General features: G+C 68.9%; 26 protein-coding genes. 7 read left to right on the top strand and 19 right to left on the bottom strand.

Annotated features, from left to right (window positions below; translation table 11 throughout):
- The first annotated feature begins 143 nt into the window (after window positions 1-143).
- Window positions 144-1,505 carry an MFS transporter gene (locus IEV93_RS05330; RefSeq protein WP_229704900.1) on the top strand — a complete coding sequence of 454 codons (1,362 nt, stop codon included), beginning with the start codon at window positions 144-146 and terminating at the stop codon, window positions 1,503-1,505.
- Here IEV93_RS05330 and IEV93_RS05325 read toward each other — a convergent pair.
- Window positions 1,469-2,134, bottom strand: a complete 666-nt coding sequence (locus IEV93_RS05325; RefSeq protein ID WP_229704899.1) for a hypothetical protein — start codon at window positions 2,132-2,134, stop codon at window positions 1,469-1,471. The genes IEV93_RS05330 and IEV93_RS05325 overlap by 37 nt on opposite strands.
- A 90-nt stretch (window positions 2,135-2,224) precedes the next feature.
- On the opposite strand from IEV93_RS05325, the gene IEV93_RS05320 reads away from it, so the two are divergent.
- Window positions 2,225-3,316 (top strand): aminotransferase class V-fold PLP-dependent enzyme, encoded by a 1,092-nt coding sequence (locus IEV93_RS05320; protein WP_188487592.1) that lies wholly within the window; start codon window positions 2,225-2,227, stop codon window positions 3,314-3,316.
- An 87-nt stretch (window positions 3,317-3,403) separates the two neighbouring features.
- Here the strand turns inward: IEV93_RS05320 and IEV93_RS05315 are convergent, their stop codons facing one another.
- From IEV93_RS05315 to IEV93_RS05300, 4 genes are read right to left on the bottom strand one after another with little or no spacing between them, the layout of a single operon-like run.
- Window positions 3,404-4,543, bottom strand: coding sequence for a metallophosphoesterase (locus IEV93_RS05315; protein ID WP_188487590.1), 1,140 nt, complete (start codon window positions 4,541-4,543; stop codon window positions 3,404-3,406).
- Window positions 4,544-4,583: 40 nt separating this feature from the next.
- A complete protein-coding gene (locus IEV93_RS05310) occupies window positions 4,584-5,804 on the bottom strand; it encodes an acyl-CoA dehydrogenase family protein (RefSeq protein WP_188487588.1) in 1,221 nt (406 codons plus the stop codon).
- Window positions 5,805-5,859: 55 nt separating this feature from the next.
- Window positions 5,860-7,452 (bottom strand): glycerol-3-phosphate dehydrogenase/oxidase, encoded by a 1,593-nt coding sequence (locus IEV93_RS05305; RefSeq protein WP_188487586.1) that lies wholly within the window; start codon window positions 7,450-7,452, stop codon window positions 5,860-5,862.
- Window positions 7,449-8,150: a TetR/AcrR family transcriptional regulator gene (locus IEV93_RS05300; protein ID WP_188487584.1), complete on the bottom strand. Its 702-nt coding sequence runs from the start codon at window positions 8,148-8,150 to the stop codon at window positions 7,449-7,451. The genes IEV93_RS05305 and IEV93_RS05300 overlap by 4 nt, the downstream gene beginning before the upstream one ends.
- Window positions 8,151-8,242: 92 nt before the next feature.
- On the opposite strand from IEV93_RS05300, the gene IEV93_RS05295 reads away from it, so the two are divergent.
- The gene (locus IEV93_RS05295; RefSeq protein WP_188490387.1) at window positions 8,243-9,832 is read left to right on the top strand and encodes an FAD-binding oxidoreductase; all 1,590 of its coding nucleotides are present in this window, start codon (window positions 8,243-8,245) and stop codon (window positions 9,830-9,832) included.
- Entirely contained in the window at window positions 9,829-10,755 is a 927-nt protein-coding gene (locus IEV93_RS05290) for a diacylglycerol kinase (protein WP_188487582.1), read from the top strand. Before IEV93_RS05295 ends, IEV93_RS05290 begins: the two co-directional genes overlap by 4 nt.
- A 211-nt stretch (window positions 10,756-10,966) precedes the next feature.
- Here IEV93_RS05290 and IEV93_RS05285 read toward each other — a convergent pair whose 3' ends face one another.
- Together IEV93_RS05285 and IEV93_RS05280 are read right to left on the bottom strand one after the other, a co-directional pair.
- Window positions 10,967-11,137: a CsbD family protein gene (locus tag IEV93_RS05285; RefSeq protein WP_188487580.1), complete on the bottom strand. Its 171-nt coding sequence runs from the start codon at window positions 11,135-11,137 to the stop codon at window positions 10,967-10,969.
- 63 nt (window positions 11,138-11,200) lie between these two features.
- Window positions 11,201-11,740, bottom strand: a complete 540-nt coding sequence (locus tag IEV93_RS05280) for a Dps family protein (RefSeq protein ID WP_188487578.1) — start codon at window positions 11,738-11,740, stop codon at window positions 11,201-11,203.
- A 247-nt stretch (window positions 11,741-11,987) separates the two neighbouring features.
- On the opposite strand from IEV93_RS05280, the gene IEV93_RS05275 reads away from it, so the two are divergent.
- Complete coding sequence (locus IEV93_RS05275) at window positions 11,988-12,206, top strand: hypothetical protein (RefSeq protein ID WP_188487576.1); 219 nt, start codon at window positions 11,988-11,990, stop codon at window positions 12,204-12,206.
- Between the two features lie 18 nt (window positions 12,207-12,224).
- Here the strand turns inward: IEV93_RS05275 and IEV93_RS05270 are convergent, their stop codons facing one another.
- The 8 genes from IEV93_RS05270 to IEV93_RS05235 form a co-directional block, all read right to left on the bottom strand.
- Entirely contained in the window at window positions 12,225-12,881 is a 657-nt protein-coding gene (locus IEV93_RS05270) for a class I SAM-dependent DNA methyltransferase (RefSeq protein WP_229704898.1), read from the bottom strand.
- Complete coding sequence (locus tag IEV93_RS05265) at window positions 12,878-13,651, bottom strand: PIG-L deacetylase family protein (RefSeq protein WP_188487574.1); 774 nt, start codon at window positions 13,649-13,651, stop codon at window positions 12,878-12,880. The genes IEV93_RS05270 and IEV93_RS05265 overlap by 4 nt, the downstream gene beginning before the upstream one ends.
- Window positions 13,648-14,598: an acyl-CoA dehydrogenase family protein gene (locus IEV93_RS05260; protein ID WP_188487572.1), complete on the bottom strand. Its 951-nt coding sequence runs from the start codon at window positions 14,596-14,598 to the stop codon at window positions 13,648-13,650. Before IEV93_RS05260 ends, IEV93_RS05265 begins: the two co-directional genes overlap by 4 nt.
- Window positions 14,595-15,290 carry a glycosyltransferase family 2 protein gene (locus IEV93_RS05255; protein WP_188487570.1) on the bottom strand — a complete coding sequence of 232 codons (696 nt, stop codon included), beginning with the start codon at window positions 15,288-15,290 and terminating at the stop codon, window positions 14,595-14,597. Before IEV93_RS05255 ends, IEV93_RS05260 begins: the two co-directional genes overlap by 4 nt.
- A gap of 73 nt (window positions 15,291-15,363) precedes the next feature.
- The gene (locus IEV93_RS05250; protein ID WP_188487568.1) at window positions 15,364-16,035 is read right to left on the bottom strand and encodes an HAD family hydrolase; all 672 of its coding nucleotides are present in this window, start codon (window positions 16,033-16,035) and stop codon (window positions 15,364-15,366) included.
- Window positions 16,036-16,164: 129 nt separating this feature from the next.
- Entirely contained in the window at window positions 16,165-16,458 is a 294-nt protein-coding gene (locus IEV93_RS05245; RefSeq protein WP_188487566.1) for a YrhK family protein, read from the bottom strand.
- Window positions 16,455-17,537, bottom strand: coding sequence for a YihY/virulence factor BrkB family protein (locus IEV93_RS05240; protein WP_188487564.1), 1,083 nt, complete (start codon window positions 17,535-17,537; stop codon window positions 16,455-16,457). Before IEV93_RS05240 ends, IEV93_RS05245 begins: the two co-directional genes overlap by 4 nt.
- Before the next feature lie 95 nt (window positions 17,538-17,632).
- Window positions 17,633-18,541, bottom strand: a complete 909-nt coding sequence (locus IEV93_RS05235; protein WP_188487562.1) for a manganese catalase — start codon at window positions 18,539-18,541, stop codon at window positions 17,633-17,635.
- A 485-nt stretch (window positions 18,542-19,026) separates the two neighbouring features.
- On the opposite strand from IEV93_RS05235, the gene IEV93_RS05230 reads away from it, so the two are divergent.
- Window positions 19,027-20,529: an FAD-dependent oxidoreductase gene (locus tag IEV93_RS05230; RefSeq protein ID WP_188487560.1), complete on the top strand. Its 1,503-nt coding sequence runs from the start codon at window positions 19,027-19,029 to the stop codon at window positions 20,527-20,529.
- A gap of 4 nt (window positions 20,530-20,533) precedes the next feature.
- Here IEV93_RS05230 and IEV93_RS05225 read toward each other — a convergent pair whose 3' ends face one another.
- Together IEV93_RS05225 and IEV93_RS05220 are read right to left on the bottom strand one after the other, a co-directional pair.
- Window positions 20,534-21,250: a GAF and ANTAR domain-containing protein gene (locus IEV93_RS05225; RefSeq protein WP_229704897.1), complete on the bottom strand. Its 717-nt coding sequence runs from the start codon at window positions 21,248-21,250 to the stop codon at window positions 20,534-20,536.
- A gap of 107 nt (window positions 21,251-21,357) precedes the next feature.
- Window positions 21,358-22,536, bottom strand: a complete 1,179-nt coding sequence (locus IEV93_RS05220) for a zinc-dependent alcohol dehydrogenase (protein WP_188487558.1) — start codon at window positions 22,534-22,536, stop codon at window positions 21,358-21,360.
- Window positions 22,537-22,855: 319 nt separating this feature from the next.
- On the opposite strand from IEV93_RS05220, the gene IEV93_RS05215 reads away from it, so the two are divergent.
- Entirely contained in the window at window positions 22,856-23,335 is a 480-nt protein-coding gene (locus IEV93_RS05215; RefSeq protein ID WP_188487556.1) for a hypothetical protein, read from the top strand.
- Between the two features lie 22 nt (window positions 23,336-23,357).
- Here IEV93_RS05215 and IEV93_RS05210 read toward each other — a convergent pair whose 3' ends face one another.
- Together IEV93_RS05210 and IEV93_RS05205 are read right to left on the bottom strand one after the other, a co-directional pair.
- On the bottom strand, window positions 23,358-23,792 hold the full coding sequence (locus IEV93_RS05210; protein WP_188487554.1) for a hypothetical protein: 435 nt from the start codon (window positions 23,790-23,792) through the stop codon (window positions 23,358-23,360).
- On the bottom strand, window positions 23,785-24,948 hold the full coding sequence (locus IEV93_RS05205; RefSeq protein ID WP_188487552.1) for a DICT sensory domain-containing protein: 1,164 nt from the start codon (window positions 24,946-24,948) through the stop codon (window positions 23,785-23,787). The genes IEV93_RS05210 and IEV93_RS05205 overlap by 8 nt, the downstream gene beginning before the upstream one ends.
- Window positions 24,949-25,054: the final 106 nt, after the last annotated feature.

Here is a 25,054-nt window from a genome sequence, read left to right as displayed (position 1 = left end):
TCTGGCCCGGCCACCTCATCATCATGGCACGCTCTCTGCGCCGGGACAGGCCGTCCGCGGGCGGACGTCCCGGCACGCACCGGCCGGGAATCTCACAGCCCATGCCCAGGCATGGCGCCCCGCGGGTTTGTACTCTCGGACGAGTGCCATTCCTGCGAGCGTTCCGAGACCGCCCCGGGCTGTCACGTCTGCTCGCGGTCCGACTCTCCAGTCAGGTCACCGACGGCGTGTTCCAGGCCGCGCTGGGTGGCGCCATCCTGTTCAACCCGGAACGCCACGCCGATCCGCTCGCTGTCGCCGGTGGGCTGGCGGTGCTGCTCCTGCCGTACTCGGTGATCGGTCCGTTCGCCGGCGCCCTGCTCGACCACTGGGACCGCCGCACCGTGCTGATCTGGGCGAACGTCGCCCGGGCGGTGTTGGTCAGCATCGTGGCGGTGTCCATCGCGACCGGCGCCCCCGACACCGTCGTGCTGATCACCGCCCTGCTCGTGACCGGTGCCAGCCGATTCGTCGCGTCCGGCCTGTCGGCGGGACTGCCACACGTCGCACCCCGCGAGATCCTCGTCGGGATGAACGCCTTCTTCACCACGATCGGTGCAGGTGCGTTGGCGGTCGGTGCGGGTATCGCACTCGGCCTCCGCGCGATCTTCGGCTCCGACAACGTCGGCAGCGCGCTGACGACGATGGGCGCAGTGGTGATCGCCCTGATCGGAGCGGGCATCGCAGTCGGGTTCGCCCACCTCGCGCTCGGCCCGGACCACCCCGACACCGAAGGCGCCGCCGTCACCGCCGACCACCCACGCGGGCCCGCGATGCGCGCGGTCGCGGTGGGCCTGCTGCACGGCGGCCGCGCCGTCGCCCGGGCCCGCGGTGTGTCGGGGTCGCTGTGCGCGATCGGTGCGCACCGGGTGGTGTTCGGCCTCAACACCCTGATGCTGCTGGTGCTCACCCGGCACTCGGCCCTCGGCGGTGGGCTTGCCGGGATCGGTCTGGTCGCGTCGATGACGGCCGTCGGCATGTTCATCGCCGCGCTCATCACGCCGTGGTCGGTGGCGCGGACCGGTCGGCGCAACACTCTGCTGGTCGCCTTGGGCATCGGCGTCGTCGCGGAGACGACGCTGCTGACGTTCAACGGCATCGTGATCTGCGCGGCCGCAGTGGTGCTCGGGTGCATCGGGCAGATGTGCAAGCTCTGCGGCGACGCCGCGATGCAGATGGACACCGACGACGCCGTCCGCGGACAGGTCTTCTCCTTCCAGGACGCCATCTTCAACATCGCCTACGTCGGTGCGGTGACCGTCGCCGCGCTGGCCATCGCCGAGAACGGGCACAGCCCCGGTCTGCCCATCGCCGGTGCGGTCATCTACCTCACCGCGCTGGGTCTGGTGCTGGGCATCTACTCGCAGCGCCGGACGTTCGCCGCCGAACGGCATTGCGTCAAGGACTGTTTCGGTGACGTCGCCGCCGATCAATCCCGCGCCGAACCCTCCTCGAACCTCACCTGACCCCGCGTCGCCCAGACGTCGGCGTGTCCGTCGGCGTCGTCGTCGAGAAGAGCCGCGTCGAACTCCCCGTCGCCGTCGAGGTCGATGAGGACCCGCACCGGCGACGGATCCGCACCGCCGAACACCAGACCGATCTCCGTCCGGCCGTTCCCGTCGACGTCGACGTCGCGGTCCTGGATCCGTCCCGCGCCGGTGTCGGACGCCCGCCCGGGCCGCACGTCCGGAGCGTGGGCGGGACCGGCCGGCGGCACCGCGGCGGCCGGGTCGGTCACCCGGTGATCCCACAGGCCTCGCCCGGTGTCGGAGTAGTACGCATCGGGGGCGCCGTCGCCGTCGGTGTCGAGGACCGCGAGGTCGGCGCGACCGTCGCCGTCGGAGTCCCACATCGCGTCGTCGGCGGATCCGTCGCCGTCGAAATCCAGCCGGACGGCGTCGGGGACGCCGTCGCCGGACAGGTCGTGGTCGGCGGCCGAGGTCCACGAGGACATCTCTCCGACGCCGGTCCCGAAGCCGTAGGTGATCGGCGATCGTCGGCCCGCCCCGGCGTCGGCATCGGGATTCTCGGCGTCGTCGGGGGTCTCGGGACCGTCCTGCTCGGCGGGGCCCAGTACGAGGATGTGGAAGTCCATGACGCTTTGGACGCACTCCGACGGTGTGGAGTTCCGTCCCGTCGGTGCGGTGCGTAGCGTGGCAACCGCGTTCGTCAGCGAAAGGTCCCCATGTACATCAGCGAACTGGGCGAACTCTGGCACCGCGCCCGAGTCGAGCCGAGCATCGTCCACCTCGATTCCGCCGCGGCGTCGCGGTCGTCGAACAAGGTCATCGAGGCGGTGACCGCGCATCTGTGGCGGGAATCCGAGCGCGGCGGCTACGTCGCACAGGAGCAGAGCTCCGAGCTGCTGGCCCGTACGCGCCGCGACATCGCCGCCCTGGTCGGTCACACCGCCGACGAACTCGCCTTCCGCGAGAGCGCGCTGGCCGCTCTGCGCGCGCTGCTCACCTACTGGAACATGCCGCTCTCGGCGACGGTGTGGGTGGCGCCCAACGAGTACGGCCCCAACCTCGACCAATTCGAGCGACGTGGATACGCGGTGCACACCATGCCGTCCACCGACGGCTACGGCCGGGTGGACACCGACGCGCTGCAGAACATGCTGCAGTTCGAGCAGCCCGACTTCATCCACGTCTGCCACATCGGTTCGCACAGCGGGATCGTCCAGCCCGTCGCCAAGATCGTCGAGCTCGCTCACGACGCGGGCGTCCCGGTGGTCGTTGACGCCGCGCAGGCGCTCGGTCAGGTGAACTGCGTGACCGGTGCCGACGTGGTCTACGGCACGAGTCGCAAGTGGATCGCCGGACCGCGCGGCGTCGGCTTCCTCGCAACCCGGTCGGACTCGTTGCGACCGGTGGAGATCGAGAGTTCCGAGGCGTTCATCGCCGGGCGCATCGGCCTGGGTGTCGCGGTGCAGGAACTGCAGAGCTTCGGGGTCGAGAAGATCCACCGGGAACTCGCGGCCATCGGCAAGTACACCCGCGAGCGTCTGTTCGGCGTCGGCAGCTGGGAACTGATGGAACCGGTCGACGAGCAGTCGGCCATCGTGACCCTCGCCCCGCCGCCGGGATGGGGACCGTCGGACGTACTCGCCGCACGAGATCGGTTGCGCTCCATCGGCATCCTGGTCACCTGCGCCGAGTCCTGGCGCGCCCCGCTGTACACCGAGCAGTCGGTGCTGCGGATCAGCCCACACCTCGACCTCCGCCGCGGGCACCTCGACCAGCTCGCCACCGAACTGCGCGGGATGGGTTACTAGCCCGCTCCGCCACTGAAATCGTCCGCCACGGACGTCACCTCCGGCACTGTGCCGGAGGTTGCCCTGTGGTCGGACGATCTCAGTCACTCAGGCCGATTCGAGCTCGAGCATCGCGATCTCGGGTGGCGCTCCGACGCGGACCGGCGGCCCCCACGCCCCGGCACCGCGCGTGGTGTAGATCGTCGTCGAGCCAACCGTGTCGAGACCCTCGACCGTCGGTTGCTGCAACGGGACGAGGTAACGCAGCGGCCAGATCTGGCCGGCGTGGGTGTGGCCGGACACCTGGAGATCGACACCGGCGTCCGATGCGTCGAACGCCTGCAACGGTTGATGCGCGAGCAGCAGCACGAAACGGTCCGTATCGCGGCCGGCCAGGGCCCGGTCGAGGTCGGGCTCGTAGGGCTTCGGGGCGGTGGCGTCGTTGATGCCGGCGAGGTCGATCGTGGCACCGGACCGGGTGACCGTCGCGCGTTCGTTGCGCAGCACCCGGACGCCGAGGGAATCCCACCGGTCGAGCCACTTGCCGCCGTCGCCCGCGTAGAACTCGTGGTTGCCGCTCACCCCGAAAACGCCGAGCGGTGCGGACAGTTCGCGGAGCGGCTCGAGGTCGGAGCCGACGAGGTCCACCGTCCCGTCGATCAGGTCACCGTCGAGGATGACGAGATCGGGGGACTGCGCGTTCACGTCGTCGACCACCTTCTGCACGAATCCCCGTCCGCGGGCCGGACCGACGTGCAGGTCGGAGACCAGCGCCACCCGGGTCCCGTCGAACTGCGCGGGCAACCGGTCCAGCGAGACCGTGGTCCGGGTGACGCGCGGGTTGGCGGCCTCGAACAGTCCGTAGCCGACCGCGACCACCGAGACGAGGGCGACGATCGCCGAGCCGAACCGGTGCACACGCAGCCGGACGTCGCCGGAGTCCCGGTGCCGGACCGCCATGACCACGCGGATGGACACGGTCACCAGACCGACCAGCACGGTCCCGAGGACGAGGTAGAGAACCACTGCGAGCCAGGACAACCCGATGAACGCCGGTACGCGTGCCCACGCCGGGTCGAACAGTTCACCCGACCCGATGCCGATCAACGCCAGCACCCAGGCGACCACGAACACCGCGTCGACGACCCGGGAGTACGGCCGCGGCATCCGCGTCCGCCGCACGTATCGCAGATGCAACACCAGGCCGACCAGGGCCAGGAACGTACCGAACGCCAGGAGTCTCGTCATGTCCGGTTCAGGGTAGTTGCGCCGCGAGCCGCGGCCGAAATCAGCCGAGCCGCTTCTTCGCCTGCTTGACCAGTCCGCCGCCGATGATCAGGCGCTGGATCTCGCTGGTGCCCTCGTAGAGGCGGAGCAACCGCGCGTCCCGGTAGATCCGCTCCACCGCGACACCCCGCATGTAGCCCGCGCCGCCGTGGACCTGTACCGCCGAATCGGCGACCTTGCCGAGCATCTCGGTGCAGAACAGCTTGGCCACCGACGGGGAGATCCGGCGGTCGGTCTCGTCTACCCAGGCGCGGGCGGCCTCGCGGACCAGGGCCCGACCGGCCATCACCTGCGTCGCCATGTCGGCGATCAGTCCCTGGATCAACTGGTTGTCACCGACGGGCTTTCCGCCCTGGGTGCTGATGGCCGCGGAGTCCACCGACTCGTCGAGGGCGCGTTGCGCCTGACCCACCGAGACCGCGGCGATGTGGATGCGACCACGGGCCAGGATCGTCATCGCCGCCCGGTAGCCGAGGTCGGCGTCGCCACCGACCAGCGCCGAGGCCGACACCCGCACCGAGTCGAAGTAGACCTCGGCGGTCAGGGACCCCTCCTGACCCATCTTCTTGTCCTTGGGGCCCACAGTGACGCCCTCGGCGTCGGCCGGGACCAGGAACACCGCGATGCCCGGACCGGAGTCGTCGGCCGGACGGTAGCGGGCGAACACCACGAAGAGGTCGGCGGTGGGGGCGTTGGTGATGTACCGCTTGTCGCCGGTGATGATCCAGTCATCCCCGTCGGCAACGGCTTTCGTGCGCAGACCGGCCGGGTTCGAGCCGGCGCCGCTCTCGGTCAGCGCGAACGACGCGACGACCTCTCCCGAGGCGATGCGTTCGAGCCACGTCTTCTTCTGCTCGTCGGTGCCGAACTGCACGAGCACCTGACCGGCGATGCCGTTGTTGGTGCCGAACATCGATCGCAGCGCGAGACTCGTGTAGCCGAGGACCTCGGCGAGGCGCACCTCCTGGGCGAGATCGAGTCCGAGGCCGCCCCACTCCTGCGGGATCGCGAAACCGAACAGTCCGAGGTCCTTCGCCGCCTGGCGCAGGTCGGCCGGGATCTCGTCGGTGTCGGCGATCTCCTGCTCTCGCGGGATGACCTTGGTTCGGACGAACTCCTCGGTGGTCGCGAGGATCTCGTCGAGTTCGTCCGGGCTGACCTCGGGACCGTCCGGGGTGTGGTGCGTGCTGGTCTTCGGATCAGAGGCCGACGTCGTCGTCATCCAGCCAGCGTAAACCGCCTCGCCGTGCGTCCTCCCCGGATCGGCCGGTTGCCCGTCAGGCGCTGTGGGCGGCGCCGAGCTGATCGAGGATGTGGGTGATCGCGGGCCGGCAGCGGGTGGCGTCGGCCTCGACCAGACCGATGCGGGTGCGTCGGTGCAGGATGTCGTCGACGTCGGTCGCCCCCTCACAGGTGACGGCGAACTCGATCTCCGCGCGGGTGACGTCGATGCCGCGCGCGATGGGGGCGAGCGGCGACGACACGGTCGCCATGTCGACGACGCGCCGCGCCTCCCCGCCGTACCGGGCGAGCAACGACGCGGGCAGCCTCGGATCGCGCGGGCCGTGAGCGCCGATCACGGGGATCGACTCGGTGACACAGGGATACGCGTCGAGACGGCCCTTCGTCACGGCGGCGTCGACGGCGTCGGCGGCCATCTTCCGATAGGTGGTCAGCTTCCCGCCCACCACGCTGATCAGCCCGGTCGCGTTGATCCCGACGGCGTGTTCGCGGGACAGGTCCGCGGTGTCGCCGTCGGCCTCGATCAGCGGTCGCAGACCCGAGTAGCTGCCGATCACGTCGGCACGCGAGACCGGCGTCGCCAGCGCGGTGTTGAGGGTGTCGAGGATGTAGTCGATCTCGTTCTCCGACGGCACCGACTCGTCCGGGATGGGACCCGGGGCGTCCTCGTCGGACAACCCGACGTAGACCCGCCCGAGCTGCTGGGGCATCGCGAACACGAACCGACTGCGGTGACCGGGGACCGGGATGGTCAGCGCGGCAGTCGGGTGTCCGAACGTCGCGGCGTCGAACACCAGATGGGTTCCGCGGCTGGGGCGGATGTGGATCGAGTCGTCGACGGTCCCGGCCCACACGCCGGTGGCGTTGATGACGGTGCGCGCCTGCACCCGGAAGCTCTCGCCGGAGTCGACGTCGGTGAGCTGTGCGCCGCTGCCGGTCACGTCGTCTGCCCGGATGCGGGTGCAGATCGCCGCGCCGTGCGATGCCGCGGTCCGCGCCACCGCGACCACCAGACGGGCGTCGTCGATGAGCTGCCCGTCGAACGAGCGCCACCCACCGTGCAGGCCGTTGGGAGCGACCTGCGGGCACGCCGCGATGACCTCGTCGGAGGAGACGTGCTCGGGACGGCCGAGCACGCCGGCCGGTGTGCGGGCGCCACGACGCAGGAGGTCGCCGAACGCGAATCCCGCCCCGACGATGGCCGATCCGAGGAATCCGTCGGCGGCCGCGCGTACCGATGCCAGTCGGCCGACGCCGGCGGGGGCTCCGTAGGCGGGGACGACCTGGGCCATCGGCGACACCAGGTGCGGCGCGATCGAGGTCATCAGGTGATGGCGTTCGACAGCGCTCTCCCATGCGATGCCGAGGTGCCCGGAGGCGAGGTACCGCAGACCGCCGTGCACCAGCTTGCTGCTGTACCGACTGGTGCCGAAGGCGAGGTCGCGCGACTCCACCAGCGCGACCCTCAGCCCGCGCGACGCCGCGTCGAGCGCCACCCCGACACCGGTGATGCCGCCGCCGATCACCAGGACATCCCAGGACGTCTGCGGGTTCTTCAGCGCGGCGCGGTCCTCGGCCGCGCGCGCGGGGCTCAGATCGGGGCTGTACGACTGCAGTTGAGTTCTCATGTCAGATCTCCGTGCGTCCGTGGGTGGTCGGTGTCGGTGGGACTGAGGTATCCGGTCAGGGCGATGCGCAACTCGCCGGGCCAGGCGTCGCCGAGGATCGGCGCCATCATCGTCCGCGACTGGATGGCCGACTGTGCGATGAGCAGGATCATCGCGGCGAGGTGGTCGGGCTGCCCGGGACGTATCGCGGCGAACGACTGCGCGGCCACGATCGCCTCGGTCAACACGGTGAGGACGCCGCGCTGGCTGGTGCCCAGGCGGGTGAAGATGTACGGCGCGATGACCTCGGGTTGCATCCGGGCCAGGCCCTCGAAGACGGCGTCCTCGCCGACGGCGACGGCCACGCCGACGGTGGTGTCGACGAGCGCGTCGAGCACCGCGCGTCGGGTGGTGTCGGGCAGCAGGCCCGCGGGAGCACCCCGATCGAGAACATCGACCGAGGACCGCGAGTTCGCGCCCAGTGCCTCGGCGGCGGCACGGGCCGCGTTGTCGATGTGCACGCGGTGTTCGGTGATGATCTGTGCCATCTCGCGCGTCAACAGGTCGCGGATGACCGACGACACCTCCGGCCAGCGGCGGTAGACCGTCGGCCTGCTGACCCCGGCCTCGCGCGCGACCTCGGCGAGCGTGATCTTGCGACCATCGCTGCGCAGAAGGCAGGTGCGGGCGGCGTCGAGAACATCGTTACTGGTTGACATCTTGTGTAAAACTGTAACGCATGACACCGCCGTCGTCGGAGCAACCGACCACATTCACACGATCCGACGACACGGGCTTCCCCCGGCCGCCGATGCAGTGGAACGCGTGGGGTGCGGCGGAGGCCGCGACGCCGCTGTCGGAGAACATCACCGATCTGCTGCGCAGTGCGCTGGGTGTCACCGGACACCCGCGCCCGTCCGTCGCGGCCGACGACGTCGCGTTGTCGCCCGCGCGTCTGACCAGCTCCGACCTCGACTACCTGCGCGCCATCGTCGGGACCGAGCACGTTTCCGACGCCCACGCCGACCGTCTGCTGCGGGCGGGCGGCAAGAGCACCCCGGATCTGCTGCGTAGGACTGCCCGCGAGCAGGACGCACCCGATGCCGTGGTGCTGCCCGGCACCGACGACGAGGTCGCGGCGCTGCTGCGCTGGTGTTCGGAGCACCGGGTCGCGGTGGTGGCCTTCGGCGGCGGTACCAGCGTGGTCGGTGGTCTCGACCCCGTCGACGGGGGATTGCGCGCGGTCATCTCGGTGGATCTGCGGCGTTTCGACCGGCTCCTCGAGCTCGACGAGGTGTCCGGTGTCGCGATCATGGGCGCCGGACTGACCGGACCGCGTGCAGAGGAGTTGCTCGGTGAGCGGGGGTTCTCACTCGGCCACTTCCCGCAGAGCTACCAGTTCGCGACCATCGGCGGCTTCGCCGTCACCCGGTCCTCGGGTCAGGCATCGGCGGGCTATGGCCGCTTCGACGACATGGTCGTCGGGCTCACCACCGTCACCCCGCGCGGGATCCTCGAGCTCGGGACCGTCGCCAAGTCCGCGGCGGGTCCGGATCTACGTCAGCTGATCCTCGGTTCGGAGGGCACCCTCGGGATCGTCACCGCGGTGGCGCTGCGGGTTCATCGCACCCCGACCGCGGCCATCAACGAGGCCTGGCACTTCCCCGACTTCGCCACCGGGGCGCAGGCCCTCCGCGCGGTCGCCCAGCGCGGTCCCGGTCTCGGTCCGACCGTCCTGCGTCTGTCCGACGAGGCGGAGACCGGGGTGAACCTCGCGATGCCGGGTGCCATCGGCGACGGCAGCGCGCCCGGCGGCACGTTGGCCATCACGCGGTTCGAGGGCGACGCGGCCGCGTGCGCCGCGCGTCGCGAGCTGACCGCCGACGTGCTGACCGCGGCGGGCGGCACCTCCCTGGGAGCCGACGCGGCCGACGCCTGGGAGCACGGTCGGTTCTCCGCGCCCTACCTGCGCGACTCCCTCCTCGCGATCGGCGCGGGCTGCGAGACGCTGGAGACCGCGACCAGCTGGGCGCGCATCCCCGAACTCCGCACCGCGGTCACCACCGCGCTCACCGATGCCCTGGGCGCATCCGGGTCGCAGGCGCTGGTCCTCTGCCACATCTCGCACACATATCCCACCGGGGCGTCGCTGTACTTCACGGTCGTCTACAAGATGGTGTCCGAGTCCGACCCGATCGAGCAGTGGGCGGCGGCCAAGTCCGCCGCCAACGACGCCATCGTCACCAGCGGCGCCGCCATCACCCATCACCATGCGGTCGGGGTCGACCACCGCGATCGGCTCGACGCCGAGATCGGGTCGGTCGGCGTCGAGATCCTGCGTGCGGTGAAGCACGCCCTCGATCCGGCCGGGATCCTCAATCCCGGCAAGCTCATCCCATGAGCAGCCCCGTGCGGTCGGTCATCGCGCTCGTCAACCCGAACTCACGCAACGGGGCGGGCCGGGCCACCGCGACCGCCGCGGTCGACGCGCTGCGCCGCCGCGGGGTACAGGTCGTGACCCGCACCGGCCTCGACGCCTCCGACGCCCGGGTCGCCGCGGCCGAGGCGGTCCGGTCCGACGTGGATGCGGTGGTCGTGATCGGTGGGGACGGGACCATCGGCCCGGTTCTCGACGCGGCCCGTGGCACCGACACCCGGATCGGGCTGATCCCGGCGGGCACCGGCAACGACCACGCCCGCGCGCTCGACATCCCCACCGACGACCCCGAGGCGGCCGTCGACATCGTTGTCGCCGGCCACTCGCGACGCGTTGACCTGGGGTTGATCACCTCAACGGCCGGGGAGTTCGTGTTCGGCACGGTCGCGGCGATCGGCCTCGACGCCGCGGTGACCAAGCGGGCCGTCGGGATGCGACGTCCGCGCGGACAGTCGCGCTACGCCCTCGCCGCCGTCGCGGAGATCATGGCGCTGGCCCCCCGACACTTCCGTGTGACCGTCGACGACGAGTCCTGGGAGATGGATCTGGTGATGGCGTCGGTGGGCAACACCCCGAGCTACGGCGGGGGGATGCGCATCTGTCCGGACGCGGTCATCGACGACGGGCTGCTCGACGTAACACTGGTCGAGTACGCGCCCCGGCGGCGACTGCTGCGCCTGTTCCCGACGATCTACTCCGGTACCCACGTGTCCCGGCCCGAGGTGCACACGATGCGCGGCCGTCGAATCGTCATCGAGTCGGGCGTCCCGGCACCCGCGTCGGCCGACGGCGACCTCATGGGGACGACCCCGGTGACCGTCGAGGTGCTCCCCGCCGCCATCGACTTCCTGGTCCCGCCATCACACGGGATCACCTCGCGGTTGTGACAGGGCCACGGTTATCCCCAATCTCCACAGGGGGCTTGTGGACAACTTTCCACACCGATTGCCCGGCAACGACTTTCTGAGACCGTCCTGTGAAAACGCCTGGGGGACAAGGCCTGGGCCGCGAATGTTCACCCGTGCAAACACCCCGTGAACGACGACGTGGGCGATGCGACCCGAAGGTCGCGCCGCCCACGTCGTGAGGACTACAGAATTACTTGAAGGTGTCCTTGATGTTCTCGCCGACCTTCTTCACGCCGGCCTTGCCCTGATCGCCCTTGCCCTCGGCCTCGAGGTCCTTGTTGTCGGTCTTGTCACCGATGACCTCTTTTGCCTTGCCGATGGCGTCTTCTGCCGCGTTCTTGGCCTTGTCAGCGATTCCCATGGTGTTCCTCCTGTGATGGGGGTGGTCCAGCGGTTGCCGGGCCGGTGATGGTCGTGGGGTGGCTCAACGAGCCTGGTCGGCAGCTTCCTGCTCGGACTTCGCGCCCGCGGTGGAGAGCTGACCGGTGTAGTTCTCGAGGTGCGCGCGGACGAACCAGTGGAACTTCTCCAGCTCGGCGGTCTGACCGATCAAGATGTCCTCGGTGACCGGGTCGATCTCGCCGACCGACTTGATGGCGTCACGGTGCGAGGTGATGAAGCCGACGTAGACGAGGTCGAGGGCGCCGAGGTGGGCCTGGACCGAGTCGCGACCCAGCGTGTAGTCGTCCCACGAGCGATCCTTCTCGATCGCGTTCGCGGTGCCCCGGGGAGACTCGCCGAACGTGGCGATGCGCTCCGCAAGGGTGTCGGCGTAGCCACGGACGAGTTCGACCTGAGGGTCGATCATCTCGTGCACGCCGATGAAGTTCGTGCCGACGACGTTCCAGTGGATGTGCTTGAGGGTGAGGTGCAGATCGTTGAGTGCGCTCAGTCGCTCCTGCAGGGTGTTCGACACCGCAGTCGCGTCCTCGGGGGTGATTCCGGGCGTTGTGAAAGTAGCCATGCCAACCACGGTAGGTGCGATCGGCGGTCTTGCCCACCGACCTCACTGAATCGCAACCAGACCGAAGCTACGGTAACGATCGGATAACACTGCCCGTTACCGGACTGTGTCCGTTCCGTGAGTCATCCGTGACATTCCGGATGCGGCGCCGCGACGTGGAGGTGACAACGTCAGAAAACAACAGCGTGCGAAGCCAGTCGGCACGATATCTGACCACGATGTCCGCACCAGCCTCACGAGGAGCGTCATGCACGCAATCCTGAATGATCCCGATGTCACATCCGACGGTACCGATTCCACCCACGAGGGAATCCGGCTGAGCGGGGTCGTCGTCACGCTCGCCCTACTGACCTGCATGTTCATCATCGCACTGCCGCTGCTCGGCTCGCTTGCGGTCGCCGCGGTGATCCTCGCGCTGTTCGCGAGTGCCGGCATGGCGACCATCTACGTGCTGTCGCGCCTGTAGCCCGTCTGGGCCGGTGGATCAGGCGAGTCCGCCCGCCTTGCCCACCCAGTCCGTTCCCGGCGGGGTGAACACGTCCATCACGACATCGTCGTCGAGGTAACCGGCCTGCGTGGGACCGAGCACCTGCCGCAGGCGCTCGTGCACCTCGTCACCCGTCCACGGATATGCGGACACATGGTGCCGCCAGTGCGCGGCGATGATCGTCGCCCCGGCGTGCCGGTGCCGGTCGAGGGCCTCGATGGTCGCGGTCAGTCGCGGGTCGTCGAGGTAGTAGAGCACCTCGCTGGCGACGACCAGATCGAACCGGTCGCCGTCGGGTTCGATCCCGTCGGCGATGTCGGCGACATGCACCGCGACCCGGTCGGCGACCTCGCCGAGTCGGTCGCGCGCCAGATCGGCGGCCCGCGGGTCGAGTTCGAGACACAACATCGACTCGCATCGCTGCGCCAGGCGCTCGCTCAGGACGCCGATCGACGAACCGAGTTCGAGCGCGCGCTCGTACCGCGGGGCCGGCAGCAACGACATCGTGATGTCGTACTTGCGAGTCTCGTACCACCGTTCGGCGAACCCCCACGGGTCGTCGCTGTCGGCGTACATCGCCCGGAAGTACTCGGGGTCGACACTCGATCTCTGCGCGTCGGCGGGCACGGTCGTCTCCTGTTCGCGATCGGTCACGAGAAGAACGTCTCCGTGGGACCGGTCAGTCGGTCGAGCACATGGGGTTCGAGGACGGCGCGGTCGGCCGGGTCGTCCGACAGGTCGGTGATCTGACTGACGAAGGCGTGCACGGCACGTTTCTTCGCCTCCATCGCGGCCGGACTCAACCGGTGTCGTCGCGCTCGAGACCACGGCACGGCGTCGTCGCCGGGGTGCGCCCAGTGCCACATCCAGACGGGATACTCCAGCAGTGGCACCCCGAGTCGCGCGGCGACGGCGGACGCCGCGTGACCGACCGCCTCGTGGTCGGGATGACGGTCGGCGCGCCACACCGACACGATCACCGAATGACCACCGTGGGCAGCAACGGCGGCGTCGATGGCCGCGGTGATCTCGTCATCGCAGCGTTCGAGACCACCGTCGGGCAACTCGTGATGGATGGTGTCGTTGACGCCGAGCGCGCTCAACGCGGTGGTCAGTTCGGTGCGGCGGATACCGGCGAGCGCCTCGGGCGTCACCGTCGGCGATCCGGGATGCGACGCGGCACCGTCGGACAGACACAGGACGGTGACGCCGATGCCCTGGGCGACCGCGTCGTGGAGGAACCCGCCCGCGCCGAGCACCTCGTCGTCCGGGTGCGCCGACACCACCAGGATCCGGCCGACGACACCGTCGAGCGCCGGCGGCAGCTCGGTCGACTCGAGCCATGCCCGCCACGCATCGGCCGACGCGACGCCCGGGTCGGCCGAGGTCCAGGCGGGCGGCGTCAGAGGCCTGTCCTGGCTCACGGTGCCCCGACCCCGCCCTCGTCCCGCGGGTGGACCAACGCACCGAGAGCTCGCAGGTCGTGTTCGGCGTGCGACTGCCGCAGGTACACGGTCAGGTCGGCGACCGCCTGGGCGTGCGCCTCGTCGGCGACCAGCGGACCGGGCCCGAGGCACCGACCGACCCGATCGATGATCTGGGTCGCGACCTGTTCGATGATCGCGCGGACGCGCAATGCGATGGCGTGGGCGGCCTCGAGGTCGTCGGGCGCGGCGTCGAAGGCGTCGGCCGCCGCGGTCAGCGCCGCGGCGCCGTTCCACAGGGCGGTGTCGACGGCACCGAGATGGACCAGGGTCAGGTCGTCGGACCTGCGTTGCCGGAACAGGCGGTCGGCCACGAGCGATGCGCCACCGAACCAGCACGCGGCAACGCCGACCGCGCCGTGCCAGAACCCGGGACGCTGGAGGTACGCGTCGGCGTCGGCGACGAACTCGACCGGTGTGTCCGAGAACTCGACGGCGTGGGTCTGCGTCGCCGCCATCCCGGAGTTGTGCCAGTCGCCGGCCGCGACGGTGATCGACCCCTGCGCCAACGCCACGGTGAACATCGCGCGGCCGTCGCCGGTGCGGGCGGTGACGAGTGCGTGGGTGCACCCGGTGGCACCTGAGCACCACGGTTTCGTCCCGGTCACCGACCACGCGCCGGTCGTGTCCTGCGCGGCGGTCAGGACCGCGGTCGAGGACTCCGCGGCCCACACCCCCCAGAACTCGTCGACGCCCACCGGATCCCGCCCGAGGTCACGCAGGATCGCGTCGGCATCCCAGTGCGCCTCGAGCAGACGGCCGACGGAGATGTCGCGACGGGTGTGCTCGGTGAGCAGCGCGAACCGTTGCCGGGTGGCGCCGGCACCCGGCCGGGGCGGGGTGGCGGTCGTCGCCGCGATGTCGCGGGCCGCGTCGAGGGTGGTCACGGCGCGACCGGTTCGGTGAGCCGCGGCAGTGCGCCTGCGAAGCCACCGGGTGTGCGTCCGGTGCGGCGGGTCGATGTCGAGACCGGTGCCTGCGCCGACCAGGCGATGGCGACACCGGTGGCCATCAGCCGGGAGACCAGTTCGACGTCCTCGTGTTCGACGAGCGGCGCGAACCCGCCCGCCGCGAGGTAGGCCGTCGAGCGGAGCCCCAGGTTCGCGCCGTGGACATGCCGGTGGCCGTCGAGGTTGGTGTAGGTCTCGGCGAAGGACGAGGCCGCACCGGAGGGCCACCCCGACCAGTCGTCGGGGGTGATCGTGCCGACGAACGCGTCCGCGCCGGTGGCCGCCGCCATCGACTGCGCCGACAGCCAGTTGCGGGGGACGTGCGAATCGGCGTCGGTGGTGACGAACCAGATGTCCTCACCCACAGGCTGACCCGTGAAGCCGGCCCGCCGTGCACACCCCACGTTGTGGGAGTCGATGACCACGGTCGCGACACCGGGAGGGACCGCCGCCTCGGTGCCGTCGGTGCAGGCGTCGAGGACGACGACGACCTCGACGTCGGCGGTGACCTCCGCGGCGGCCGCGGCGACCGAGGCCAGGGCACCGGGCAGGGTGTCCACCTCGTCGTGGGCCGGTATGACGACGACGAAGCGGTTGATCGTCGGACGCGGTGTGTCGGGTTCGTTCATGCGAACTCCTGTGCGTGGTGCGGCCGTCACGGCCGACGCGTTGGGACCCCGTACGTTCGAGGTCGTCACGTGATCAGTGTGTGAAGAGGTCTGCGCGCTCGAGAAGTTCGGCGGCGTCGGCGAACACCTCGGAGGCGCCCGCGTCGAGCAGTTCCTGCGCGGAGATCCCGCCGCTGCGCACCCCGAGCCCGCGGACGCCGATGTCGTTGGCCGCGACGAAATCCCACGTCGCGTCACCGATCATCACCGCGTTCTCGGCGGCGACCCCGGCTCGCTCCACTGCGAGCGCGACCACCGTGGAATCGGGTTTGGCCGTCTCGACATCGGCACCGGAGGTGACCGCGTCGACGGCGTCCTCGACGTCGAGCAGCGACCGCAGGATCTTCAGTTCGTGCTCGGGAGCCGAGGTGGCCAGGACGACGACGAGATCGTTGTCCTTGCATCGGCGCACCAACTCGCGTGCGCCCGGCAGGATGGTCAGCTCGTCGGAGCGACCGCCGTAGTAGTCGTCGTGTGCCGACGAGAGGTCGGAGGCGAGGTCGGACGACTCCGGATCGCCACCGGAGACGTCGATCAGTTCCTCGACCAGCAGCGATCCGTCCTTGCCGATTCGCCGGTGGATCTCCCAGGACGGGGCGACGAGATCGTGATCGGCGAACGCGCGACGCCAGGCGTCGACGTGCAGATACACCGAATCGACCAGGGTGCCGTCGATGTCGAAAAGGACCGCCTGAATGGGCGCCATAAGGGAACTCCGAAGTGCAGATCGGGTGAACGCGGTCACCCGATGATTTCAGGCCCTCGTTCGCCAACCTTAGTCCGTCGGACACCGTCGTCAACTCGTCGGCGACGGCGTCGGGTCGCTGCCGCGGAGCTAGAACTCGTCGCCGTCGGACGGCGGCGACGCCGGGTGCAGACGCTGCAGATGCACGCGACGAGCCAGCCGGATCAGAGGTCGGATCAGCAGTTCGATGCTGCCCACGAGGAACAGCCAGGTACCCGCAGTGGTGGTCGATTCACCGAAGAACAGCACACTGCCCGCGATGAACCAGATCGCGATCAGGATGTCGTTGACGATGCTGACCACCTCCCACCGTTGACGGATCACCAACTCGTCGTGGCCGATACGCACCGTCAACGGTCCGTCACCGCGGGTGGGGCCGCTCACCGCGCACGACCGTCGTCGATGTCTGACCCGCGACCTCGTGATTCGCGCAATGCCCGTCCCCTCTCGATGAACTCCTGGTCGGTCCGCTCGTTCTTGTCCGACGCCTTGGTATCACGCGGGGGGAGCTGCAGGTGTTCCTCGGCGGGCAACCCCGCCTGGAGTTCACGGCCCCGCTCCAGCTCGGAGTCGAACTCGGCACCGAACAGCAACGCGAGGTTGGTCAACCACAGCCAGAGCAGGAACACGATCACCCCGGCCAGCGCACCGTAGGTCTTGTTGTAGCTGCTGAAGTTGGCGACGTAGAGCGCGAACAACGCGGACGCGATGATCCAGGTGACGATGGCCAGGACCGCCCCGGCGCTGACCCACCGGAACCTGGGTTGCGCCACGTTGGGAGTCGCCCAGTAGAGGATGGCCACGACCGCGACGACGAGGATCAGGATCACCGGCCAGCGGGCGATGTTCCAGATCAGCAGTGCGGTGTCACCCGCTCCGGTGGTGTCGCCGATGGACGTGGCGACGGGCCCGCTCACCGCCAGCATCAGAGCCACCGCCGCGACCATGAACAGCGCGATCACAGTGACCAGCAGCATGATCGGGCGCAGCTTCCAGATCGGACGACCCTCGTCGATCTCGTACATCCGGTTCAGCGCGCGACCGAAAGCACCGACGTAGCCCGACGCCGACCACAGCGCGGCCAGGATCCCGATCACGAGGGCGACGCCGGCGCTCGGCGCGCTGATCAGCTGTTCGACGGGCCCGCGAACGGAGTCCACCACCGAGGGCGACGCAAGATCACCGACGATGTCGAGGACAGCGTCCACGGTCTTCTGCCCCTGCCCGAACACCCCGAGCAGCGAGATCATCGCGAGGATGGCCGGGAACAGCGACAGCACCGCGTAGTAGGTCAACGCGGCAGCGATGTCGGTGCACTGGTCCTTCGAGAACTCGCGGGCGGTCTTGCGCAGGACGAACATCATCGACGGTTTGGTGAGATCGGTCGGGGACTCGGGCTTGCTCGGGTCGTCCGGGTCCGCCGAGGCGGGGACGTCGGGTGTCCGGTGGCGCGAGGTCGTCATCTGTCGTCCGATCGTCATCGTGCGAGGGGCGTGCGAAAGAGAACCCGCCGGAGTCGCATTGGGGCGCGACTCCGGCGGGTCCGAGTCCGGCGAGATCAGCTGGTGGGGTCGACCGCGTCCTTGATCTTTCCGACCACACCCTTCTCGGTGCCGAAGGCGGCGGAGCGGGGTTCGCCCATCGCGCCGTCGTAGGTCGCGTACAGCTTGGGATCCGGCGGCGGCCCCGCCTGCACGTTGCCCAGCGGTTCCGGGTTGGCCAGGAACTGGTTCTGATGGATGCCGTCCGGCGCGGTTCCGTGCGCCCACCGGCCCTTGTCCGCGTCGGCTCCGTCGGACAGATGCCACAGGCTGGTCGCGTGCTCCGCGAACTCCTCGTCGAACAGGTCGTTGGGGACGATGGTGTCCTCGATGCCGTCCGCCTTGAGCTCCTCGATCGCCGCCAGCCAGAGGTTCTGGTGGTAGGTGTCGCGGGCGAGATTGAACCGCAGCATGGCCTTGACGCCCGGATCGTCGGTCATGTGGAACAGCCGGGCCGTCTGCAGGCGACCCTGCGATTCGAGTGAGACGTTGGATCGGAAGTCCGCCAACAGGTTTCCGCTCGCGACGATGTTGCCGCCGCTCCAGGGGACACCGTTGCTGTTGGCGAGCAGTGCACCACCGCCGGAGACGATGGCCTGCTGCGGATCCATCCCGCCCATGACCGCCGCGACGACCGGATCACCCATCGCGTTCTTGGTGGACTCGGTGGCCGGAGCGCCCTCGAGCAGTCGTGCGACCATGGTCGCGATCATCTCCACGTGGCCGATCTCCTCGGTCGCCACATCCATGATCAGGTCCTTGTACTTGCCCTTCATGCGACAGTTCCAGCCCTGGAACAGATACTGCATGGTCACGGTCATCTCGCCGAACGTGCCGCCGATCAGCTCCTGGAGCTTTCGGGCGTACACCGGGTCCGGGTTCTCGGGTGCGATGTCGAACTGCATGTGATCGGTGTGACGAAACATGGGTGCCTTCTTTCGTCGGCGGTCGCGACACTGCGCGGACAGGTGCTGTATCGGCACGAATCCACGGTGTCGCAACGAGATACGAAGACTTGTCGGACACAGGACATGACGAGTCCCGACGGGTGCATCCGCGTTGAACACCCGAAAACCACGCGGCAGCGTGGTCCGACAAGGTTTGTGTGAGATCGCGGCGAGGATGCTGCACCGCGGCGGTGGAATGGTCTCACCGGCCACGATCACAGTAGCGCGTTCTGCCCTCGAAGCGAAGGGGTGTGCAGATGTCGTTGCGGCACAGTCCGATCGGTGCCGATACCGGGTTGGCGTGCACCGGCTGCCCGATGCGCACGACTCGTGTGGGGTACAACTGGAACCAGGGATGACACGGCCAGCCCCGCCGTGTGTCCTTTCCGGTGCGACGCCCCTCGCGGTTTCCCGCGGCGCGCACGCCGACGCCGCCGGAGCGCGGCCATCGAAGGAACGACTCCATGACAAGTGTGTGGCTCGAGAACGACCGATTCGAACATCGAACGCCTCTACCCGTGGGCGAGAGGTTCGACCACGTGATCGTCGGCGCCGGCATCACCGGCCTGGTCACCGCAATCCTGTTGGCACGGTCCGGAGCACGAGTCGCGGTGCTCGAGGCACGGCACATCGGTGGTGGGACCACCGGCAGCACCACCGCGAAGGTGTCGCTGCTGCAGGGCAGCCGATTGAGCACCCTGGCCGAGAAGCACGGCGTCGACACCCTGCGGCACTACGTCGACGCCAACCGCATCGGGATGGACTGGCTGCTCGATTTCTGCGCGTCCGCATCGGTCTCTGTCGATCGTGAATCTGCGATCACCTATGCAACAACTGATTCGGGGGCGGAGACAGTGCGTTCGGAACACCGACTCGCACGCGAGGCCGGCCTCGACGCACAGATGACCACCACATCCGAGCTGCCGTTCGCGACCATCGCCGCGGTGGAACTCGCCGATCAGGCCCAGCTCGATCCCATGCCGCTGCTGCACGCGTTGAGTGCCGAGTTGCGCAGCCTCGGCGGCGTCGTGGTGGAGGACGCCCGGGTGGTCGGGGTCGGGTGGGCCGGACTGCGGTCGACGGTCAGTGTCCGGACCAATCGAGGCGAGATCACCGCGGGCACCGTGGTGCTGGCCACCGGAACCCCCATCCTCGATCGAGGGGGGTTCTTCGGTCGCCTCACCGCCCAACGTTCCTACGTGGGCACCTTCGACGTCGGGGACCGCGCCCCGTCCGGGATGTATCTGGCGGCCGACTCACCGACGGTGTCGTTGCGCTACGTGCGACGCCCGGGCGCGAGCGACGAGCCCGAGCGCCGAGTCCTGATGGTCGGGGGCTTCGGTCACGAGGTGGCACGGGGCGGTTCCGAACGCAGCCACGTGCAGGAGCTGTTCGCCTGGACGCGGGGCAACTATCCGGACGCCGTCCTCGAGAATCGTTGGTCCGCTCAGGATTACAGCTCCATCGACGAACTGCCCTACGTCGGTCCGCTGCTGCCGGGAGAGAGCCGCATCCAGGTCGCCACCGGGTTCGCGAAGTGGGGCATGACCAACGGGGTGGCGGCCGCGCTGGCCATCTCCGAACAACTGCTCGGCACCGGTGAGACGTGGGCCGCGACCCTGCGTACCTGGCGCCCGTCGGAACTGCGCGCACTGCCCACCGCGGCGAAGACCAACGCACAGGTCGGTCTGCACATGACGCGCGGATGGACCCGGGTCGTGCTGTCGGGGGAATCCGAACCCGGCGAGGGCGAAGGCGTCGTGTTCCGTCGTGGACTCCGTCCGGTCGGTCGATGCACCGTCGACGGGCAGACCTCCACGGTCTCTCCCATCTGCACGCATCTCTACGGGATCCTGGACTGGAACGACGCCGAGAAGTCCTGGGACTGTTCGCTACACGGCTCGCGGTTCACCGCGACCGGTCGGGTGATCGAGGGGCCGGCGACCGAGGCGCTCGGACAGCTCTGATCCGTCAGCGCGGGGCGCGCACGGGGTGATCGGCCTCGATCAGCTGACGGGAGAGCTCGATGACAGCGATGTTGGCGTCCTGGGACAGCTTGCGCAACAGCTCCCACGCCTGCAGGGCGTCGATTCCGAAGCGTTCCATGATCATGCCCTTGGCCTGGCCGATGGTGTCGCGGCTGGCCAGTGCGCTGGCGAACTGCACCTCGCGACGGGCACTGAACAACGCCAGAGCGGCGTGTGTGGCGACGGCGAGGCCGATCTCCTCGGCCTCCGGTCCGAACGCTCGCGGCTCGGTGCTGTGCACGTTCAGGGCACCCATCGCGTTGTCGCTGCGGTAGAGCTGGAACGCGATCGTCGATCGGATGTCGGTGTCCCGCATGGCGCCGGCGATGTATGAGGGCCAACGTGTCTCGGATGCGTAGTCCTCGACGTGAACGACGTGCGACGTCCACTCCATCGCCGCCTGGAGACAGGGTCCCTGACCGGCGGCGGTTTGCAGCCGATCGATCCGTGCGGCCGTCGGATCGGTGGGGGCCACCGTGTCGATGCCACCCTTCGACACCAGGGTGATGGCGCACGATTCCGCGCCCGGGATCTGTTCGACGGCGCCGGCCGTGGCCGCGGCCAGCAGGTCCTTCTCGTCGATGGAGTTCTCGCCGGCGAGTTCGCGAGCCATGGCGGCCAGGGCGTCGTGGCGCGGCGCGATGGGGGAGCTCGCGTCCACGTCTGCTCCTCATATTCGGCTGTGCGACGGGGGAGCGGTGTGCTCCACCCGTCGCCGTCACCGTAGCACCATTACGGCTCAACGATTTTCGTTGATGTGAGCCCCGCTCACGGCTTGAGGATGATCTTCACCGCCCCGTCCTGCTTCTTCTGGAAGATCTCGTAGGCGTGCGGGGCCTGATCGAGCGGGAACTCGTGCGTGGCAAACGAATCGACGCCCAGCGGGTCATCGTCGCCCAGCAGCGGCATGATGTCCGGAACCCATCTCTTGACGTTTGCCTGCCCCATCCGGAGCTGGATCTGCTTGTCGAACATCGTCAGCAGGGGCAGCGGGTCGGCCATCCCGCCGTAGACACCGATGAGCGAGATCGTCCCACCACGACGGACGATGTCGATAGCCGAGAGCAGCGCACCGAGGCGATCCACACCAGCGGTCTGCAACATCGGTTTGGCGACGGCATCAGGGAGGATGCTGGTGACCTGCTGGAGCAGTTTGGCTGTCGGCGACCCGTGCGCCTCCATGCCCACCGCGTCGATGACCGAATCGGTTCCGCGCCCGCCGGTCAACGACCGGATCTCCGCACCGAGGTCATCGACAGCGTCGAGGTCGACCACCTCGATGCCGCGGACCCGCGCGCGGTCCAGGCGTTCGGGGACGCGGTCGACAGCGATCACCCGATGACCCCGGTGCTGGGCGATACGGGCGGCCATGTCGCCGATCGGACCGAGGCCCAGAACGGTGACCGATCCACCGTCGGGAACGGCCGCGTACTCAACCGATTGCCACGCCGTCGGCAGCACGTCGGACAGATACACGAAGCGTGAGTCGGCCGGTCCCTCCGGCACCTTGATGTGGGTGAACTGCGCCTGGGGAACCCGAAGGTACTCGGCCTGACCACCGGGGACCGCCCCGTACAACGACGAGAACCCGAACAGGGCTGCGCCCATCCCCTGATCGCGGACTTGCGTTGTCTCACACTGGGTGTAGAGCGAGGAATCACACATGTAGCAGGAGCCGCAGGAGATCTGGAAGGGGATGACCACCCGGTCACCGACTTTCAGATCGCCGGTCTCGGAGCCGACTTCCTCGACCACACCCATCGGTTCGTGCCCGAGGATGTCACCGGGTGTCATGAACGCGCCCAACACCTCGTAGAGATGCAGATCGGACCCGCAGATGTTGGTCGAGGTGACCTTGATGATCGCGTCGGTCGGCTGTTCGATCCTCGGGTCGGGCACCTCGTCGACACTGACTTTCCGCTTGCCCTGCCAAGTGACTGCGCGCATGGATTCCACCTTCCTTGTTCACGTCGATGCGTGGGATGTGCCCGATGGCGCGAATGGTGAACGGATTCCTAAGCATTCGAGATGGGATCCGACGCGGACGGAGAAGTCGACGCGTTCATCGATTGGCGCTGACGTCGCAACACAGCCACGACCATCGATCGTGGGGGTGACCGCAGCTGGAGAGCTCAACCTGGCCGTCGATACCCACCCACTGTGCCACGAAGCGACGCGCGACCGCCACCGTTCACCCCTTACACTCGACTCCTGTTGATCAGGTGCAGCCCCCGCCCGGTCCGACGAACGACGAAGGGGTTGCTCCATGAACGCGACAGCGCAGTCGTCCGCGCTCTACATGCGGACACATCTGATCGGGGCCAGTGGCGGCCTGCAGTTGGCGCGCCTCGTGGCGAACGACCCGTGGACCGCGGGGGCGATCGACCATCTCCCGGCCGAACTCGAGGAGGAGATGGCCTTCGTCCGTGCGCGCGTGGAGGAGTTGAGCGGCCATGGGGAGAGCTGGCTCGGCGCCGTGGTGGGCATCGGCACCGGCGTGCGCGGCGTGGCCGGTGTGCTGCACGTGACCCGTGGTCGCTTCCGCCGGGTCGCCGCGGTGGAGGCGATGCGTTCGCTGCTGCTGGCCAAGAAGGCCATGTGGGAACTCGGGATGGAGGGCCGGGTGGACTTCGGACCCGGTACCGCCCGGTGCGCCGAGTTGAACGACCAGGCCGCCCGTCAGGCCGACGAGCTACAGACCTTGCATCAGCGGGCCGCGGACGAGGCTTTCGCCGTCGGTCGATGATCGACCGCGGATCGGCGGTCGGCTAAGGTCGCGCCTCGTGGCCCGGTCGTCCGTGGGTACGTCGCGATTCCTTCATCTCCGATTCGAAGACGTGGCGACGACCCTCGAGAAGGTCTGTGCGGGTTTGCTTCTCGAAGTCCTTCACGGTGGCGTAGTAGCCGTCGTCGAACTCCTCGACGAGCTGGAACGTCCACCGTCCCGGAAAGGTGTTGAGCCCCACGATCTCGGTGCGCAGGCGTTCCGCCAACTCGGTGTGGCCGGCATCGGCCAGCGCGTCGGCCGCGTCGCCGAAGGCCAGGTCGGCGTGTCCCGACATCTGGTGCGCCTCATACAGATGACCACGGACCCGCTCGACCCACTCGAGTGCCTCGGTCACCGCGCCCACAGCCTTGACCGTCTCGTCGGTGACCCCGTCCGGCCTGCGGTGTTCGTCGTCGACAGGCAGGTCATCACGCAAAGGTGAACCGGCTCAGGATCGAGTGCACGGCCTGGGTGACGGTCAGCCGCTCGTAGCTCTGCACGAAGTCGAAGGTGCGTTCCATGTCCGGACCCTCGTCGTGCAGGTCACGGGCGGCGAGCAGCGCACAGAAATGCGGGCTGAGGACGGCGACGTTCCACTCGTTGACGATGTCGTCGGACTCGTCGAGCGGCGCGTGGATCACATTGCCGTCGATCATCGGCGCCAGTCCGACGCCGTAGACGCCGGCGAGCCCCGCGGTGTCGGCGAGTTGCCTCCAGCGCACAGACGTATGCGACGTGAAGTTGCGCGCGTGCTGGAAGGTTCCGAGCACGATCACCGCGCCGCCCGCGGCGGCGGCCTGCGCCTCGAGCGCCTTGCTCATCTCGATCAGCAGGTGCTTGGTGCCGCGTCGCGGCTGGTGCCCGGCCGACCCGATCCGGTACGGCGTGGTGGTGTCGGCGGCCGGGGTCGACCACACCGGGGCGTCCGGGAGGGGCACGACGGCTTCGTCGGCGAACGCCGCGGGGTCGTCGACCGGTGGGTAGAGCGCGCCGAGCCCATAGGTGGCACCGATCGTCTGGGCGGACAACCGCAACGCGTCGGTGTCCACGCCCTCGGCGATGACCACGGCGTGGCTGCGCTCGACGTGCGCGGCCAACGCGTGGGCCAGTCGGGCCATCGCGGGCTCGGTGGTCCGGGTCAGCAGCTCTGGACCGGTGACGATGATGTCGGGTTCGATCAGCGACAGCATCGTGACCGCATACTCACTGACCCCGAACCCGTCGACGCAGATGATGCGACCGGCGCGGCGGGCCGCGTCGATCCGGGCCAGGGTGCGCTGCGGGTCGGCGAGCATCTCGTCGGGTTGGACCGACACCGCGAGACGCTCGAGCGAGTTCTCGAGGTCGGACTGGTCGATCGAGGCGAGATCGACCATCACCAGCAGGGGCAGGACATCGGCGATCATCTGCGCCGTGCCGGTGGCGGCGAAGGTGAACTTGTGGCGGTCGAGTGCGCGTTCCTGCTGCATCATCCGCGCCGCGCGTCGCAGCGACTCGGCGGTTCCGAGGGCGGACTTCGACGGTCCGCGGACCTGCAGCTCCGCCCCCGCCAACGCGCCGTCGTTGAGCCGCCTGATGGGCGCGAACTGCATGGAGACCTCCAACGCCCCGACGAGTGAGTCCTCGTCCGGGGATGTGCGAACTTGGCTTGATTCGGTGGAGATACGCCTCACCTCATCCATCGAGGGCGGAAGGGCA

The sequence above is a fragment of the Williamsia phyllosphaerae genome, assembly GCF_014635305.1.
Taxonomy (GTDB): domain Bacteria; phylum Actinomycetota; class Actinomycetes; order Mycobacteriales; family Mycobacteriaceae; genus Williamsia_A; species Williamsia_A phyllosphaerae.
The sequence above is the reverse complement of the archived record's forward strand: the minus strand, read 5'-3'. Positions and strand labels throughout refer to the sequence as shown.

What these genes read in the sequence shown, in the direction of transcription:
- IEV93_RS05275 (WP_188487576.1), top strand. Translation starts at nt 11,988, where the DNA reads ATGCACGCAATCCTGAATGATCCCGATGTCACATCCGACGGTACCGAT.
- IEV93_RS05250 (WP_188487568.1), bottom strand. Translation starts at nt 16,035, where the DNA reads ATGGCGCCCATTCAGGCGGTCCTTTTCGACATCGACGGCACCCTGGTC.
- IEV93_RS05320 (WP_188487592.1), top strand. Translation starts at nt 2,225, where the DNA reads ATGTACATCAGCGAACTGGGCGAACTCTGGCACCGCGCCCGAGTCGAG.
- IEV93_RS05310 (WP_188487588.1), bottom strand. Translation starts at nt 5,804, where the DNA reads ATGACGACGACGTCGGCCTCTGATCCGAAGACCAGCACGCACCACACC.
- IEV93_RS05290 (WP_188487582.1), top strand. Translation starts at nt 9,829, where the DNA reads ATGAGCAGCCCCGTGCGGTCGGTCATCGCGCTCGTCAACCCGAACTCA.
- IEV93_RS05280 (WP_188487578.1), bottom strand. Translation starts at nt 11,740, where the DNA reads ATGGCTACTTTCACAACGCCCGGAATCACCCCCGAGGACGCGACTGCG.
- IEV93_RS05325 (WP_229704899.1), bottom strand. Translation starts at nt 2,134, where the DNA reads ATGGACTTCCACATCCTCGTACTGGGCCCCGCCGAGCAGGACGGTCCC.
- IEV93_RS05220 (WP_188487558.1), bottom strand. Translation starts at nt 22,536, where the DNA reads ATGCGCGCAGTCACTTGGCAGGGCAAGCGGAAAGTCAGTGTCGACGAG.
- IEV93_RS05215 (WP_188487556.1), top strand. Translation starts at nt 22,856, where the DNA reads ATGAACGCGACAGCGCAGTCGTCCGCGCTCTACATGCGGACACATCTG.
- IEV93_RS05295 (WP_188490387.1), top strand. Translation starts at nt 8,243, where the DNA reads ATGCAGTGGAACGCGTGGGGTGCGGCGGAGGCCGCGACGCCGCTGTCG.
- IEV93_RS05315 (WP_188487590.1), bottom strand. Translation starts at nt 4,543, where the DNA reads ATGACGAGACTCCTGGCGTTCGGTACGTTCCTGGCCCTGGTCGGCCTG.
- IEV93_RS05235 (WP_188487562.1), bottom strand. Translation starts at nt 18,541, where the DNA reads ATGTTTCGTCACACCGATCACATGCAGTTCGACATCGCACCCGAGAAC.
- IEV93_RS05285 (WP_188487580.1), bottom strand. Translation starts at nt 11,137, where the DNA reads ATGGGAATCGCTGACAAGGCCAAGAACGCGGCAGAAGACGCCATCGGC.
- IEV93_RS05240 (WP_188487564.1), bottom strand. Translation starts at nt 17,537, where the DNA reads ATGACGACCTCGCGCCACCGGACACCCGACGTCCCCGCCTCGGCGGAC.
- IEV93_RS05230 (WP_188487560.1), top strand. Translation starts at nt 19,027, where the DNA reads ATGACAAGTGTGTGGCTCGAGAACGACCGATTCGAACATCGAACGCCT.
- IEV93_RS05255 (WP_188487570.1), bottom strand. Translation starts at nt 15,290, where the DNA reads ATGAACGAACCCGACACACCGCGTCCGACGATCAACCGCTTCGTCGTC.
- IEV93_RS05305 (WP_188487586.1), bottom strand. Translation starts at nt 7,452, where the DNA reads ATGAGAACTCAACTGCAGTCGTACAGCCCCGATCTGAGCCCCGCGCGC.
- IEV93_RS05205 (WP_188487552.1), bottom strand. Translation starts at nt 24,948, where the DNA reads ATGCAGTTCGCGCCCATCAGGCGGCTCAACGACGGCGCGTTGGCGGGG.
- IEV93_RS05300 (WP_188487584.1), bottom strand. Translation starts at nt 8,150, where the DNA reads ATGTCAACCAGTAACGATGTTCTCGACGCCGCCCGCACCTGCCTTCTG.